Annotated in this window: 15 protein-coding genes; 3 read left to right on the top strand and 12 right to left on the bottom strand. The window is 37.9% G+C overall.

Annotated features, from left to right (window positions below; all coding sequences use genetic code 11):
- Positions 1–161: 161 nt before the first annotated feature.
- A complete protein-coding gene (locus tag ACQKMV_RS05695; protein ID WP_427502811.1) occupies positions 162–533 on the top strand; it encodes a nucleotide excision repair endonuclease in 372 nt (123 codons plus the stop codon).
- 85 nt (positions 534–618) lie between these two features.
- On the opposite strand, the gene ACQKMV_RS05690 is transcribed toward ACQKMV_RS05695, so the two are convergent.
- Positions 619–1,401, bottom strand: a complete 783-nt coding sequence (locus ACQKMV_RS05690; protein WP_427502809.1) for a TrmB family transcriptional regulator — start codon at positions 1,399–1,401, stop codon at positions 619–621.
- A 125-nt stretch (positions 1,402–1,526) separates the two neighbouring features.
- Between ACQKMV_RS05690 and ACQKMV_RS05685 the strand changes: the two genes are divergently transcribed.
- Positions 1,527–2,309: a TSUP family transporter gene (locus ACQKMV_RS05685; RefSeq protein ID WP_427503097.1), complete on the top strand. Its 783-nt coding sequence runs from the start codon at positions 1,527–1,529 to the stop codon at positions 2,307–2,309.
- A 190-nt stretch (positions 2,310–2,499) separates the two neighbouring features.
- On the opposite strand, the gene panF is transcribed toward ACQKMV_RS05685, so the two are convergent.
- The 7 genes from panF to ACQKMV_RS05650 form a co-directional block, all read right to left on the bottom strand.
- Positions 2,500–3,945, bottom strand: a complete 1,446-nt coding sequence (gene panF / locus ACQKMV_RS05680; protein ID WP_427502808.1) for a sodium/pantothenate symporter — start codon at positions 3,943–3,945, stop codon at positions 2,500–2,502.
- Positions 3,945–4,208: a YhdT family protein gene (locus tag ACQKMV_RS05675; protein WP_132360692.1), complete on the bottom strand. Its 264-nt coding sequence runs from the start codon at positions 4,206–4,208 to the stop codon at positions 3,945–3,947. Before ACQKMV_RS05675 ends, panF begins: the two co-directional genes overlap by 1 nt.
- Positions 4,209–4,659: 451 nt before the next feature.
- The gene (locus tag ACQKMV_RS05670) at positions 4,660–5,676 is read right to left on the bottom strand and encodes an aminoglycoside phosphotransferase family protein (protein WP_427502807.1); all 1,017 of its coding nucleotides are present in this window, start codon (positions 5,674–5,676) and stop codon (positions 4,660–4,662) included.
- Complete coding sequence (rsgA, locus tag ACQKMV_RS05665) at positions 5,673–6,740, bottom strand: ribosome small subunit-dependent GTPase A (RefSeq protein ID WP_427502806.1); 1,068 nt, start codon at positions 6,738–6,740, stop codon at positions 5,673–5,675. Before rsgA ends, ACQKMV_RS05670 begins: the two co-directional genes overlap by 4 nt.
- 685 nt (positions 6,741–7,425) lie before the next feature.
- Positions 7,426–7,845 carry a GNAT family N-acetyltransferase gene (locus tag ACQKMV_RS05660; RefSeq protein WP_427502805.1) on the bottom strand — a complete coding sequence of 140 codons (420 nt, stop codon included), beginning with the start codon at positions 7,843–7,845 and terminating at the stop codon, positions 7,426–7,428.
- A gap of 107 nt (positions 7,846–7,952) precedes the next feature.
- Positions 7,953–8,186 carry a hypothetical protein gene (locus ACQKMV_RS05655; protein ID WP_427502804.1) on the bottom strand — a complete coding sequence of 78 codons (234 nt, stop codon included), beginning with the start codon at positions 8,184–8,186 and terminating at the stop codon, positions 7,953–7,955.
- Positions 8,187–8,750: 564 nt separating this feature from the next.
- On the bottom strand, positions 8,751–10,337 hold the full coding sequence (locus tag ACQKMV_RS05650; RefSeq protein WP_427502803.1) for a methyl-accepting chemotaxis protein: 1,587 nt from the start codon (positions 10,335–10,337) through the stop codon (positions 8,751–8,753).
- 690 nt (positions 10,338–11,027) lie between these two features.
- On the opposite strand from ACQKMV_RS05650, the gene ACQKMV_RS05645 reads away from it, so the two are divergent.
- Positions 11,028–11,588, top strand: coding sequence for an AAA family ATPase (locus tag ACQKMV_RS05645; protein ID WP_427502801.1), 561 nt, complete (start codon positions 11,028–11,030; stop codon positions 11,586–11,588).
- 183 nt (positions 11,589–11,771) lie between these two features.
- On the opposite strand, the gene ACQKMV_RS05640 is transcribed toward ACQKMV_RS05645, so the two are convergent.
- From ACQKMV_RS05640 to ACQKMV_RS05625, 4 genes are all read right to left on the bottom strand, one after another.
- A complete protein-coding gene (locus ACQKMV_RS05640) occupies positions 11,772–12,140 on the bottom strand; it encodes a hypothetical protein (RefSeq protein WP_427502800.1) in 369 nt (122 codons plus the stop codon).
- Between the two features lie 238 nt (positions 12,141–12,378).
- Positions 12,379–13,845 carry a class I adenylate-forming enzyme family protein gene (locus ACQKMV_RS05635; RefSeq protein WP_427502798.1) on the bottom strand — a complete coding sequence of 489 codons (1,467 nt, stop codon included), beginning with the start codon at positions 13,843–13,845 and terminating at the stop codon, positions 12,379–12,381.
- 16 nt (positions 13,846–13,861) lie between these two features.
- The gene (gene fabG / locus ACQKMV_RS05630; RefSeq protein ID WP_427502797.1) at positions 13,862–14,593 is read right to left on the bottom strand and encodes a 3-oxoacyl-ACP reductase FabG; all 732 of its coding nucleotides are present in this window, start codon (positions 14,591–14,593) and stop codon (positions 13,862–13,864) included.
- Complete coding sequence (locus ACQKMV_RS05625) at positions 14,577–15,488, bottom strand: alpha/beta fold hydrolase (RefSeq protein WP_427502795.1); 912 nt, start codon at positions 15,486–15,488, stop codon at positions 14,577–14,579. The genes fabG and ACQKMV_RS05625 overlap by 17 nt, the downstream gene beginning before the upstream one ends.
- Positions 15,489–15,493 lie beyond the last annotated feature (5 nt).

The following is a 15,493-nucleotide window of genomic DNA, read 5'->3' as shown; positions in this document are numbered from 1 at the left end:
TAAGAATATCAATAATACATAGAATATTTTGTTATTAATCATGCATGTCATTATGTAATTTGTTTAACACTAATGTTAAAGTTATGTCTACATATTTTATGGTAAACAAGCTGTAATTATGTTAACATATACCTTTAGTAACAGAGAGGAACGTGAATAGTTTGATTAAAATTGAATTTCCAAAACCAGATTTAGTAATTCGCCAACGCGAGCAAGATTTAAAACCAGGTGATGTGCCAATCACACCGTACTTTGGTTTTATTGATTTCCATAAAATCACACGTGAAAAAGGCGGCATTTTCTTATTCTACAATGAAGAGAATGAACTATTATTTGTCGGTAAAGCGCGTAAAATTCGTCAACGTATTAAAAAGCATTTTGAGGACAATGTGTCACCGATGAAAAATCATCGTGATGAAATTTTCAAAATTGAAGTGTATGAAGTAGAAGATCCAATGGAACGTGAAATTTACGAAACATATGCAATCAATTCATTCCGCTCTAAATACAATGTTGATAAAGTATTTTATTAATTTGAAAGTTATTGGTTAATAAAAAATAAGAATCAGCTCGCCGTCTGTAATGTACATGATGGCAAGCTGATTCTTTTTTATATTTTTACTCTATGAAAAATGCTTTACGTTCTTTAGTAATCCATCCCTCGAGCTCTTTATCATCACGCTTTAATAGTCGATTGACAAGCACGTCATGCCATATATAATCCTCTAATAAATAGATATGAACTGGATCATTTGTAATAAAAGCCATTTCTTGATTTGACGGTGAGTGACCATAAATCATCTCTTGACCATCTACAGACAGGATAAACCAATGTGGTGTTGAAGTTTTCCTAGTATATTGTGTAATGCGATGCTGGTCAATGGATGCAATATTTTCTTCCACATATAATGTAATGCCATGAACCGGTATATGCTGCGCGACCTCATGTAGATCTTCTCTCAATTCATCATACATATCTTCCCACATCGATAATATGACTTTTTTCTCCGCTTTTTTTAATAATGACTGGCAGTAATTGACGATTGCCTGCTTTCCTTTAAGCATTAGCACCTTATGCTCCGCTTCCTGCTCTTTTACCTCTAATTTTTCTAATTGATCACTAATCGACGTGAAATTCGATTGCCAGTGTTGCTGAATTTGTTGTAAAAACACAGCGACAGGAATGGAAGAGTATGTCGTTTGATCTGTAGTTTCTTCTTTAAGTACTAACCCTTTTTCAACAAGTACATCAAGTATGTCATATATTCTTGCACGTGGGATACCAGAGTTTTTACTTACTTGATAGGCACTTACATGACTATTTTGTACAAGTGCAGTATAAGCCTTTGCTTCATATTCTGTGAATCCCAGTTCTTTTAATTGGGCGATTAATAAATCCATCGAATCCCTCCATTTCCTCTATTATAAGTTAAGGCTATGAAGATAAGCCAATGAAAAAAATAGTCTTTACAGCTACGCGAAATTTAGTTACTATTTCAGTAGTAACTATCCAGAGAGGTGTAAACATGCTATTTGAAGTAGATTTAAATGTAGTAATATTATTAATTTCTTTTGGTTTTTTAGCTGCGTTTGTGGATGCGGTTGTCGGTGGCGGTGGCTTAATTGCCTTACCTGCTTTAATGTTTGCAGGTTTAAATCCAGCTGCCGCTGTAGCCACCAACAAGCTTGCTGGTACAATGGGTTCTTTGACATCAACCATTTCCTTTTATCGTTCCGGTCAGCTAGAAATTCGTTCGGTTATCAAGTACTTTCCCCTAGCCTTTATAGGATCACTCTTTGGAGCATGGACAGTGCATTTAATCAATCCTGAATTACTAAAACCACTTATGCTAATAATGCTTGCTGCTGTTGCAGTCTATACAATCTTTAAAAAAGACTGGGGTTCAGTAGCTACAGTCAAAAATTTAAAGTTTACACACTTAGTTTTATTCATGCTGTTGTTATTTAGCATCGGGTTTTATGACGGATTTCTTGGTCCAGGAACCGGCTCATTTTTAATTTTTAGCTTTTTATTAATCGGCTTCGATTTCTTAAAGGCAGCAGGAAATGCCAAATTTTTAAATTTAGCAAGTAATTTTGCTGGTCTTTTAATGTTCGCTTACTTAGGTCAGATTCATTATGTCTATGGTTTACTAATGGGTATCGCTCAAATTGCAGGTGCATTTGTAGGCTCACGTATGGCAATTAAAAAAGGTAGCGGCTTTGTCCGTGTTTTGTTTATTATTGTAACGATTACATTGTTAACTAAAAATGCTTATGATTATATAAAAAACGCCGTAGATATCTAGCTCTACGGCGTTTTAGCTTTTCGACAAACTTTGGCTTTCTATTCCTTTAATTCGGAGTGGCAATCTGTCGCTTCGAAGGGGCTATCCGTTGCTCCGAAGTTTCTATCCACCATTTCAAACGTTCTATCCATCTCTTCATATCTACAATAGAAAACGCCGTAGATATTCTATCTCTACGGCGTTTTCTTAGTTAAATAAATAACTTTTCATCTTTAAATTTATGACTTGTTAATAAACTAACAATAACAAATATCAACAATGAAGCGGCAATCGGAATTGTCACGGTATGCATGCCAAAGACAGAAGGATAAAAACGATCAATGATAATATATAAGGTCATACCTGAAATCATTGACGCAATCGCACCATATTTGTTGGCCTTTTTCCAATAAAGTCCTAATACGACGGTCCAAATAAAGACTGCCTCAAGTCCACCAAATGCAAATAAATTAAGCCATACTAATAAATCGGGTGGATTTAGTGCAAAAATAATAACGACTAAACCGATCACTGTTGTAACAATAAAGCTTGCACGCTTAATTTCCGTATCATTTGCTGTTGGTTTTATATAATTTAAATAAATATCTTTCACTACAGTGGAGCTTACAAGCATAAGTAGTGCATTAACTGTAGACATCGTTGCTGCCATTGGTGCTGCTAAGACAATACCAGCTAAAAATGGCGGCAAAACCTTTAATGTCAGCAACGGCATGACTTTATCACCAATCTCAATACCTGGCATCACTGGTCGTGCAAAAACACCAATTAGATGCATCCCAAACATAATTGTCCCGATGGCAATAGTGCCAATGATAATGGCTAAATGCATGCTTCTTGAATCTTTATAGCTCATGGCACGAACTGCGATTTGTGGGAGTCCTACAACTCCAACCCCTATTAAAATCCAAAATGTAGAAACGTATAATGGCGTTAATTCACCTTCTGCTCCGAATGGAGACACAAGATTCGGATTCTCAGCGACTAGTGAGGCCATAATATTATCGATTCCTCCACCAGCGATGATTGTCCCAATTAATAAAATAATTGTTCCAATGACCATAATCGAGCCTTGCACCGTATCCGTCAATGCAACAGCACGGAAGCCCCCAATAATAACATACACTAAGACGGAAATCGCAAAAATAAAGAGTGCGGTTGTGTAGTTTAAGCCAGTTAATGATTCTATTAATCGTGCACCACCTACCCATTGTGCCATCATTGCAGAAAATAAAAAGACAATGATACTAATGGCTGATAGGATGACAATGGCATGACTTTTATAGCGTTCTCGTAAAAAGTCAATTAACGTGATGGCTTGATAGCGTCTTGCGATAATAGCAAATTTCTTCCCTAAAATCATTAAAACAAAATAACCTGCTGGAAGCTGAGCCATTGCCAGTAACACCCAGCCAAGCCCTTTCGTGTAAGCAACACCTGGACCACCAATAAAGCTACTTGCACTACCGTACGTAGCAATCATTGTCATTGCAAGGATGAAGCCCCCCATTTCACGACCACCGAGGAAATATTCCTGTAAAAATGAATTGGAAGAGCGTATATGCTTATTTGACCAGACACCAATACCAAAGATGATAACTAAAAATAATAGCAGTGGAAAAATAACTTGCCAGTGCATTATTGATCCACCTCCTCATCGTCAAATGGTACCTCTTTGAAAAAGAGCTTCATGACGACCCATATTAAAATAATCATAAAGCCTGTCCCTGCAATACAGCTATAGAAAAACCATGCAGGGAAACCGAATACATACGTATAGCTTGTTGGATCACCTGAGCCTAGTCCATAGGCAAAGCCGAACCAAATCGCAAAGTTAACGATAACAAGCCCGATACCGATAAGCGCCTCTCGATGCGCAATTTTAAAACGTTGATCTTTCAAAATATAGTCCCCCTAACCTACTCTATTTTACTGATATGTTCGTATTATGGGAACCTTTGTGGAAAAAATAAATGTTTGATTGAAATAAGAATTAATTCTTTACTTTTCTCTCAGGACATTATAGATTTTTTCGAATCGCCGTTATAAAAAAATGAAGACAACATGAAAAGACATGAGTCCGATACAACAGAACTCATGCCCTAAGCGCTACTTAATTTCACAACGCTGGTAGATTTATAGTTATGGCTGATTAAATCTAATCTTCAATTAGTATTTTCGCAGTTTTCAATTTTACTTTTATAAACACACTTCCGATATGGGGCTTAGATAGAAATTGTCAAGATGAGTTTGCTTTGTCATTTTAAAAATCAATTAAATTCTTATTGGTTATTTACTAAAAAGTGGACACGAAAAAAAGAGTATCATCAAATGGCACAATAATTATAGTTATCTACATATTTCTCATCTCATGGATTTTTTGCAAGGTATTAAGGTTCATTGATTTATCTTCGGGAGACGTAGCGAATTTATACCACTCCACAAGCCTGTAACCGAACATAGCAAGGATTAGTTCATAGATACAATGTTCGGATACATGGGACACATCCGCATATTCCGAAAAACCCTTGTAATATGCCGGAATGCATTTTTGGTAGTATTCAATCATATGACAGACGTCCGCTTCATCAGTTATTAAACTCGCGATATCTTCGCCCATGTACCCCCATCCGGCGGTATCCCAATCGATAAGTACGATTTTACTGTCCGAATAGAATATGTTTGCCACCCAAAAATCTCTGTGGCACAGCACTATTGGTAGCTTTTCAATTCGACTGAATATTTCGTCCGCATTGTTATCTAATTCTATGAGCATTTTACATAGGTGCTTCGGGATTTCACAGTCATCAGAGCGTATATAATCATATAAAACATTCCATGACCGATAACGTAAATAGTAGTTTTTCATATACTCAACCTTGCTTAAATTGGACAAATTCTGCAATACTTTTGGCCGTTCAGTGTACAATTTCCCTTGAAATTGCCCCAATTCCTCGGCTATACGTTCATACATTTCCGAGGTTAGATTTAAGCCTGACACACCATCAATATATTCCATCCACAATTGAATCTCATCGCCATTTATTTCAGCGTGATAACACTCCGGCCAACGGAAAGAATCGGAAAAAACCTTTTTGAAATCCGATGCATAGAGGTCGTATTCCCTTCTCCATGAATCCGGATCACCATAACGTTCAAATTTTTTCTGTGTTTTCCAAACCATCTTATACGGCAGATTTTCACCATCAGAGGTTTCAACTATGCCTGTTACAAGCCGAACAACACCTATTGTCCCGCCTTGCAACTCATTAAGTTGATAATCAGCGCTGATTATCGTCTTACCGAACATTTTACTCAAAACAAGCGCCAGTTTTTCCGGCTTTACAAATTTTTCATCATGGTTGTTCATTTCTTGTATCCTTCTTTGTTACCCTTATGTCGCATGGCAATCGACTTTTGCCGCGCCCGTTTATCCATGAGATACCTCGACTTATCATCCACAAACTTGTTTTCCCGCTTCTGTACAAGATAACGCTCCCAATGCTCTGGTGCTAACGATCCATCGGCAAGGGCGGCAAGAACTGCACAACCCGGCTCCGTCTGATGTCGGCAGTCATTAAAGCGACACAGTGTGAATAATTCCTCCACTTCGTTAAATCCCGCGCTGACCCCGTCGTCCGCACCGAACAGCCCAAGTTCACGCATACCAGGCGTATCAATAACCATCGCACCGGAAGGAAGCATGAAAAGCTGTCGATGCGTTGTTGTGTGCCGTCCCCGGCTGTCGACCTCGCGGATAGCCTTAACAGTCATCACTTCCTTATTCATCAAGGCGTTTAGCAACGAGGATTTTCCCACACCGGACATGCCTAGGAAAACCACGGTTTTTCCTGGTTGCAGATATTCGCTCAACCCGTCTAAACCACTCCCAGTGTGACTGGAAACTGCGTGTACCGGCACATCAGGAGCAATTTTCTTAACTTCAGCTAACGGTTCACTGAAATCCGGGGCCAAGTCAGCTTTTGTTAAGATGACGACAGGCTCGCCGCCACTCTGCCGTGCCTGTGTCAGGTAGCGCATGATACGGCTGACCTTGAAATCCCAATTTAGGGACGACACGATAAATACGTAATCAAAATTCGTTGCTACGACTTGCTCCAGTATGGTTTTGACATAACCTGCAGCGTGCCCCGAATAGTCAGCGCGTGAAAATTTCGAGCGGCGAGGCAGCAATTTGGCTATGCGAGAAGTACCACGTTCGTTGTATTGCAGAAATACAAAATCGCCAACGCACGGAAAATCCTCCCGAGTAACCGCAGTATAGTAGAAAGCGCCCTTCAATACAGCCGTCACTTCTCCTTGTTCGGTGATGACGGTATATTGCTCTCGCTGTTGTTCCGTAACCCTTCCAGGTATTAAACATATCGGCGGCGTTTCGGCTTCGTTATATCCGTATTGTTTCAAATCAATCATTGAACCGATCCACTCCTAAAAAATTAAAATTATTTTTGTGCATAAAAATACCGCGAACAAGAAGCCTCCTAAGAAGCTGCTTGTTCGCGGTGAAAAGCCAAAAGTCGACTATAATCAAAAAGAAATACGACCTTCATCGTATCCCGTTAACAGCAGTATTCACGAAAGGTTACTGTTTACGGCATAACAAAAAACACGGGTGATATTCCCGGTTGTCTCATTCCAAGCTATAATGAAAGATTGAAATTTACTATGCCCGATATTCGGTTAAGTTAAAACCACCAATACCATATAAGTAGTCATTAAAAACATCCCCTTTCGCAGGAAAAAGTTGGAATACAATTCCACTTCTATAGTGTGCCATAACCCCTCGTGAGAAATCAACAGAAAATTTTGATTATAAGCAAATTTCATCATTCAGTACCTCTCCACTCAATCCCCCAACTATTGCATAAAACACGAGAAAGCCACCTTCGTTTTCGATTTGAAGGTGGCCTCTTGTGCCGCTTTGCTACGTTTATTTTTTTGTGTGTAAAAAGTAAACGACAGTGCAATTACAGAAACTTCTTCGACCTATGCAACTCAATGGCCACAATAGTTTAAGTACAATGTTTTCATAATCTTAGTCTATCTTTTTCACTAAAACTTCTTTTTTAGGGAACCAATCAGATGTAAGCAAATATATTTAGCTGTATTTAAAGATACTAACGAAATAGTTTTCTTCAGGAAAATCACCAATATATTCTAAACCATTCCTTGAATAAAACTGTTTTAACTTTTCATTTCCAGCCCAACAGTCTAAAAATAGGGTTTTATCTAATCCTTTTGCAAAAAAACAAGCAAATTTTGTTATAGCTGAACCAATGTTTCTTCCTTGAAACTTGGGTAAAATGGCAATTTGGGATAGATACTTACCTTTTTCATCTAGGGAAAATTCATTTATATGATCTATATCATATATACAAAATGTTCCTATCATTTCTTCTTCTACTAATAAAACGTACAAAAAGTTATTCTTTAATTGGTTTATAATTTTGTTGTTATCCCAAGGGTATTCCCATTGGTCTATTCCTTTTTCTTGTAGATTTAAAGTAACCTCATTCAATATATACAACACTTACGAGAAGTCATCGATTTTGGCTAATCTTATTTCCACTATTTAGGTCTCCTTTGGTGGTTTTAGTTTTCACCATTTCTGCTCCGTTAATTTATTTACGCCTTTTTGCGAGTTAAAGGTGTTTCTGGTCGGTTAGGGCAATATTTGCAATTAGGGTCACTACATTTTGATTCAGTCCAAATATTACATTTAGGGCAAAAATAAGCATCAAAATCATCGTAATATACTAAATTAAACTTGCATTTAGAACAATATTTTTCTTGTTCAATTTGACCATAAAATTCAAAGTCGTCTATTATTACTTTTCCATATTTTTCAACTATTTTCATAAATATACTCCTTTAAATTATTCAATCCATATTTAAGTATCAAATAACTATATTAACATATATTAGGCTCATCACCAAAACGTGTGGTTGATTTCCGTTCCGACTGGGCGCTTTACTAGGGGCGTCCAGCCTCCACTCCAATCAACTATATGCATGACATAAGTTTTAACAAATGTCATCCACAACATTTGGTGATGATCCATATATTATCCATTTATTTGTTTCAAATATTTACTATTATTGAACTATCCTTTCACCGTTAGTTGAATGGCAGCAATCATCTTTTAGAAAACAACTATATCTTTAATTTCTTAGGGGTTAAAAAATAGGCTTAAATGTACTTTGATAGAAACTTCTTTATTACCGCAACGTTAGAATGATGAACGAACAATTAGTTGTTGAAGTAAATAGGGTCATTTTTAATAAAAAAAGGATAGTTAGAGCGAATTTATGTAAGCTCTTCTATCCTTTTAATCAAATTTTATTGGAGTGTTCGTTTAGAAAAAACCGTTCCCTTTGTGTACTTGTTTGTACTTCAAAGGATATCACCGTTTTTCAACATCTTTAATATTGGAATTTTTTTAGTAAGCTTTGAAGCTCGTCTGCCTGTTGAGCCATCTCTTTGGCTGAAGAAGCCATATTGTCTATGAAAGCTAATTGCTCCTCTGCCGTTAACGTAACGTGCTCCGTACTTTCAGTTGCTTTGCTTGCAATACGTGACATTGCTTCTGTGGAGGCAGTAACTTCTTCAACACTTGCTGACATTTGCTCCGTCACAGCAGAGATGTCATGCAACTGTGTGCTAACTCCCTTAATCGACTGCATGATCTTGTGGAAGGCTAGCTTTGTATCATCTACAACATCCATACCTGCCGCAGCTTCCTTCGAGTTACTAGAAATAGCTGTAATAACATTGGCCGTATCATTTTGAATAGAATGAATAAGTGATGCTATTTGATCAGCAGATTCCTTTGATTGTTCTGCTAATTTACGAACCTCATCTGCAACGACAGCAAAGCCTTTTCCTTGCTCACCCGCACGAGCCGCTTCAATGGCAGCATTTAAGGCAAGCAAATTCGTTTGATCGGCGATGCTTGTAATAACATCAACTATATTGCCAATTTGATTCGACTGATCACCTAATATACGAACCTGTGCCTCTACATTGTCTGATGATTCATTAATAATTGTCATTTGTTTCAATACACGATTCAAAGAGTCATTTCCTTGAGCAGCCTCATCACTCATTAAATCAGCTGCATCTGAAACAGTTGAAGCGGTTTCAGCAACTTGTTGGATGCCAATCGCCATTTCCTGCATGGCAGTTAAGCTATCACTTGTGCTATGTAATGTTGTTCTTGAACCATCCGCTAAATCTTGTAGAGTTGATGTTAGCTGTCTTGTCATATCCGCCGTTTGCTGTGATTTAGATGTTAAGCCATCAGACGATACATCAACTTGTTTAGAGGACTGTGCAATTTGTTGCATTAATACTCTTAAACTTGTCAGCATTTTATTAAAGGATTGCGCAAGCTCACCTGCTTCATCCTTGGAATTTATTTGTAGCTGTTTTGTTAAATCTCCTTCTCCATCCGCAATATCATGTAGTTGTTTATTTATTTCACGAAGCGGCTTCACAAATGCTCTTGTGAAAAGGAAGCTTCCTAATACAGCAATGACAGCTCCGATGAACAATACAATAAGAAGCTTACCGATAAATGCAAAAATAATAGCATTAACCCCATCTATCGTTTCCCCGACAAACCACATCCCAATGATGTCTCCCTTTGCATCTTTAATGGGTGCATAGAGTGTTAAATATTTCGTTCCTACTACATCTGCTTCACCAATGAAAGTTTCCCCTTTTTTCATTACATTTTCAACGACTATTGGATCAGCATCTTTGCCAACTAAGCGTTCTCCATCTAACTGTAGATTAGTGATAAGCCCTTTTGTGCCTTGGAAAATAGTAACGCCACCATCGATGCTTTCTCCTACCTCATCAACAAAGGCTTCCTGATCAACTATTTTTGTATCCCCTTTATAAAGTTCCCCATCTTTTATAGCCCAATCTCCCTTAAATCGTTCCTCTAGCAGCTTATAACCAACCTTTGAAATATGGGTGATACTTTGCTCAAAATTGTTCCGCATAATTTGTTTCACTTGTATATGAGAAACAAATCCAATCATAACGCTTAAAAATAGGATGACTCCCACCAAAAGCAAATTAAATTTTGTGCTGATTTTAAAAGTGCGCAAAAATCCGTCTCTCCTTTCTCACATTTATTAGGAATATTATGTATAAAACGTATGCCAATTTCATTAAACATTATTCAATGAATAGTTTCAATACATTATCAATAAATTAATATTTTTAATATAAATGAGCTGTTAGTTAGCAGTGGCTATGGGAAAGACAATGATTTCACAACGTAGGGTTGATTTCCGTTCCGACTTGGCATTTTGCTGCCGATGCTTCGCTTTCGCACAGATAAAACATTTGCCGCTGCCGCTTCGCTTTCGCGCAGATAAAACATTTGTTGCTGCCGCTTCGCTTTCGCACACTGTAGAGCTTCCTGGGGTCGTCCGATGAGCTGCTTCGCTTCGCTCCAGGGTCTCGGGCCAACACGAGGTTGGTCACGAAGGCGTTATCACAGGATGAGATGCTTTTAGCCTTCGTTCCTCTATCACTAATCCCCGAGGAGTCACCCTTTCCCCTTAACATCGCTTAACATATGTTTTAACAAATTGTTCCCAACTCTCAGTGGTGAACCATAATTCTTCATTTATTAGGGGGAGTTTGAAATTTATGCTAATATATTTTTAAAAGGGAGAGAGATTATGAAACTTGTTTTAATATTTGGTCCTCAAGCAGTGGGGAAAATGACTGTTGGACAGGAATTAGCGAAAAGTACAGATTTGAAACTTTTTCATAACCATATGACGATTGATTTGGTTGGTCATTTTTTTGGTTATGGTACAACTGAAGGAAAAAGATTAGTTAATTTGTTTCGCCAGGAAATATTTGAAGAGGTATCGAAAAGTAATTTGTATGGTTTAATTTTTACTTATGTCTGGGCTTTTAATATGCAGGAGGATTGGGATTATGTCGATGATCTTGTTAAGCTTTTCGAATCTAGAGGAGGTACTGTCTACTTTGTAGAACTTGAAGCTGATGTAGCAGAAAGACTGGAACGAAATAAAAGTGGTAATCGACTTGAACATAAACCTTCAAAAAGAGATATTGAATGGTCTGAAAATGATTTGAAAAGCTCGATGGAAAAATACAGATTAAATTCTATAGAGAGCGAAATAAATTATGCAAACTATCTAAAGATTAATAACACCAACTTGAGTGCAGAAGAAGTTGCTTTGAATATAAAGGAAGCATTTCATTTATAAAGCTGAAAAACGCCTGGATATCCAAGCGTTTTTCAGCTTCTATAATGGAACTACATACCACTTATAACTCTTGGGGGCGTCGGGGCAACAAATGGCTTATTTGCGAAAGCGTAGCGCAAAGGAAGTAATAGTATATGTTTTTCAAAAGGATTACTATGATTTCTTATTAAAGCTCCTGATACTCTATTTAGTTATTGAATGTTCATCAATCGCTTGAACAGCTAGTTTCAACGCTTTAATTCTTCTTTCTAAAAGCGTTCTTTGGGGACTACCAACCTTTGACTTCATATATATGTTCTCAATTGATGGTAATAAACCAGCGAGAACATTGCGCGATTTGGCTAAATCTTCTTGGGTATAATGATGGGGACATTGACTCCAAACGTTTTCTAACATTGCTAAACCAATGCATACAGCTTTGAGTCGTTTCTTTACTAAGGTAGTATTTGCGCCTTTCTGGGTCATCTGTGACAAGGCATTTTCGAGTTTGCGGATTGTCGATTGTAAAGACTTTATTGATTCCAATTTTTCTCCATTTGTTACGTATTCCATAGTAATACTGCCCTTTCTTCGTTTTTGAAATATATTCTTTGATACTGAAAATCGTTAAAAATCTGATTTCACTCGCAATATTTTATCATAATTAGACAGGAGATTCTCAACAATCTGGCGCAGTTGAATAGCGTCTTATATCCGTTTATCTCCATCATTAAGAGACTTCTTCGAATAGAGAATTAAGGAAACATTTATAGAAACCAAAAAAAACGCCTGGATCTGCAAGCGTTTTTTGTTATTTCGCAGCTTTCGCATATATTTGTAATGCTTTTTTATCAATTTTTCCGACACTTGTTTTGGGCAATTCATCAATGAAAATAATCCTTTTTGGAATTTTATAGCGACCTAGATGCTTGCTACAGGTTTCTTTGATTTCCTCTATTATAGAATCTTCCTGAATCTTACATACAATAATCGCCGTCACAATTTCTCCCCAATAGTCATCAGCCACGCCAATCACTGCGACCTCTTGCACTAGCTGATGGCGCAAAATACATTGCTCTACCTCCTGAGGATAAACATTTTCACCGCCAGAAATAATCATCTCTTTACTACGACCGACAATATAAAAGTCACCATCCTCATCCATCATTGCTAAATCGCCCGTTCTTAACCAACCATCATCAATGATTTTTTCTGTCTCCTGCTGGTTATTCCAGTAAAACCGAAACATATGCTTTCCTCTAACCAAAAGCTCACCGACTTCATTTGGCGCACAGCTTTCACCTGCACTATTCATTACTTTAGCCTCGTTAAATTGCATGCTCTTCCCCACGGCACCTTTTTTCAAATAGGCTGCCTCTCGAGAAATATAAAAATTATTTGGCCCCGCTTCTGTTAAACCATAGCCCTCTTTAAAAAATAGCCCCTTCTTAAAAAAAGCGTCATAGATTGGATACGGGCAGGGTGCTCCACCTGATAAAAATACTTTCATTGAAGGGAAACTACTTCTCTCAAAATAATCCGTCGCAATCATCGCTTGGTACATAGTTGGCACAAAAAGCGAAATCGTGGTCTTATACTGATTAATCGCTTTAAGAGCGTTTTCTGCCTCGAACTTATCACCAATAACAACTGTACCGCCAGCCATTAGCAGCGGTATACAAAGGGCATTCAAACCTCCTGTATGAAACAACGGCATATAATTTAACGTACAATCACTATCACATAAGCCCCAACTAATAATAGTATTAATAGCATTCCAATTTACAGAATTAAAGGATAATACAACACCCTTTGGCTTGCCAGTTGTGCCCCCTGTATAAATCATTAACCAAGGATCATTAAGATCTACTTCACGAATGCTAAGAGCAGTCCCATCAATAGTTAAACGAAGAGAATGCATGTTTTCGAAAGATAAAGGACATTTCATTTCTTCATCGTAAAGTAGTAAAGAAGGCGTAGCATCCGTTAAAATATCATTTAATTCCTCCGTACTCATACGCCAATTTAATGGCACATAGATAAGGCCTCTTAATCCACAGGCGAATAAAACAGCAAAAAGCTGGATGTGATTTTTCGCAAATACAGCTACACGACTTCCTGCCTGTAAATTTCGGCTCTCAAAAAAATGACTCCATTTTGTGATTTCCTCTGTTAGTTGCTGATAAGTCCACTGCTCTTGTGTTTCTAGGTTCACCAATGCTAGACGATTAGGTGTTAACGTTGCACGTTTCAAAATCCAGGATTGCTCTACAAACATCTTGAAAGCCTCCTTATCACATCATAATTGCTCCATCCACATGAAGCGTGTGACCGTGGACGTAGGAAGCCTCATCAGATGCTAAAAATAAATAGGCATTGGCGATATCTCTAGGTGTTCCTAACCTTTGCAGTGGCACGATGGAGCGCATTTGTGCCAGCACATTTTCTGGCATTTTTTTCACCATGTCTGTTTCTGTAAAGCCAGGTGCCACCGCATTCACGTTGATACCCTTGCGCCCCAATTCCTTTGCCCATGTTTTTGTCATGCCGACAATAGCCGCCTTTGTGGCAGCGTAATTCGTTTGACCAACATTTCCATAGACACCACTAACTGAAGATGTATTAATAATTTTGCCTCCACCGGCAGCAATCATATGTGGGATTACCTCTTGTGTACAATAAAAAACGCCAGTCAAATTAACATCAAGCACCTGTTGAAACTGATCCTCCGTCATTTTTGTTAACATTGCATCACGTGTTATTCCTGCATTATTCACTAAAATATCGACTCGTCCCGTTTGCTCTATGACCGTTGCCACTAGGTTCTTGACACTCTCTCTATCAGCAACGTCTACTTGCACAAATAATGCTTGATCCCCTAATTGCTGTGCAGCTGAAACACCAGCATCCTCATTAAAATCTGCAATGACAACGAATGCACCTTCTTCAATAAATCGTTCAGTAGCGGCATAGCCAATCCCGTTCGCAGCTCCAGTAATAATGGCAACTTTATTGTTTAAACGCATACTTTTTTCCTCCAATTTCTAAAAAAGCTTCAATTTCAGAAGTAAGCTGTGGTAAATCATCGATTAATGGAGAATGACCACAGTCTTTTAAACTTACAAATTGTGCATTTGCCCCTAAATCGAGCATTGTTTCGTCATTCATTTCTTCTGTTATGACGTAATCACGATCCCCTCTTAATACCAAAACTGGAATGGTAATCTGTTGTACCTCATGAGTGCCTTTTGCAACCTCATTATCAACAGCGCTAATATTAAAGACATTTAATGCATGATAAACTTCAGCTAAATTTCGTTGCGTCAGCATATCCTCCACATATGTCTGATAGTGTTCCGGGCTAGGCTGATTATGGGTGTAAATTAGTGCGTTCCAGACAGACTGTAAGCCCTGTGCATTTTTCGAATCATAGAAGCCTTGTACTAATTTTGTTTTAGATGTATCGACGAGTACTTCTTCATAGGTAAATGCCCTCTTTAATGCTGCTTGATTGCCAGTACCTAAATCCGTGTAAAATGGATAGCCTCTCGTAGATGCCGAAGCTAGTAAAATAAGCTGCTGACAATAGCCTGGATAATGAGCGACAAACTGCATACATACAGCTCCGCCTGTTGACCAGCCAATCATGTCAAACTGTTTCAATTGAATGGCATCCACAAAAAGTTTCACATCATCGCTAAAATCTTTAATCGCGGAAATCGGTTTATGATATGATGAACCACCAAAGCCTCGTAAATCCATCGCATAAATTGTATATTTTTCATCCAATGCATCGATTAGAACGTCCCAATGCTTAGAGGATGTCATATTGCCATGAATAAGTAATAAAACACGCTCTCCCCCTTGGCGTTTATGATAAGCAATCGTTTCTCCATTTGATAGCTGAACAGTTTTTAACATCACAT

It is taken from the genome of Lysinibacillus sp. NPDC094403, from assembly GCF_050278745.1.
Classification (GTDB): Bacteria; Bacillota; Bacilli; order Bacillales_A; family Planococcaceae; genus Lysinibacillus.
The sequence above is the reverse complement of the archived record's forward strand: the minus strand, read 5'-3'. Positions and strand labels throughout refer to the sequence as shown.

What these genes read in the sequence shown, in the direction of transcription:
- ACQKMV_RS05650 (WP_427502803.1), bottom strand. Translation starts at nt 10,337, where the DNA reads ATGCGGAACAATTTTGAGCAAAGTATCACCCATATTTCAAAGGTTGGT.
- ACQKMV_RS05685 (WP_427503097.1), top strand. Translation starts at nt 1,527, where the DNA reads ATGCTATTTGAAGTAGATTTAAATGTAGTAATATTATTAATTTCTTTT.
- panF (WP_427502808.1), bottom strand. Translation starts at nt 3,945, where the DNA reads ATGCACTGGCAAGTTATTTTTCCACTGCTATTATTTTTAGTTATCATC.
- fabG (WP_427502797.1), bottom strand. Translation starts at nt 14,593, where the DNA reads ATGCGTTTAAACAATAAAGTTGCCATTATTACTGGAGCTGCGAACGGG.
- ACQKMV_RS05640 (WP_427502800.1), bottom strand. Translation starts at nt 12,140, where the DNA reads ATGGAATACGTAACAAATGGAGAAAAATTGGAATCAATAAAGTCTTTA.
- ACQKMV_RS05645 (WP_427502801.1), top strand. Translation starts at nt 11,028, where the DNA reads ATGAAACTTGTTTTAATATTTGGTCCTCAAGCAGTGGGGAAAATGACT.
- ACQKMV_RS05635 (WP_427502798.1), bottom strand. Translation starts at nt 13,845, where the DNA reads ATGTTTGTAGAGCAATCCTGGATTTTGAAACGTGCAACGTTAACACCT.
- ACQKMV_RS05670 (WP_427502807.1), bottom strand. Translation starts at nt 5,676, where the DNA reads ATGAACAACCATGATGAAAAATTTGTAAAGCCGGAAAAACTGGCGCTT.
- ACQKMV_RS05690 (WP_427502809.1), bottom strand. Translation starts at nt 1,401, where the DNA reads ATGGATTTATTAATCGCCCAATTAAAAGAACTGGGATTCACAGAATAT.
- ACQKMV_RS05655 (WP_427502804.1), bottom strand. Translation starts at nt 8,186, where the DNA reads ATGAAAATAGTTGAAAAATATGGAAAAGTAATAATAGACGACTTTGAA.
- rsgA (WP_427502806.1), bottom strand. Translation starts at nt 6,740, where the DNA reads ATGATTGATTTGAAACAATACGGATATAACGAAGCCGAAACGCCGCCG.
- ACQKMV_RS05625 (WP_427502795.1), bottom strand. Translation starts at nt 15,488, where the DNA reads ATGTTAAAAACTGTTCAGCTATCAAATGGAGAAACGATTGCTTATCAT.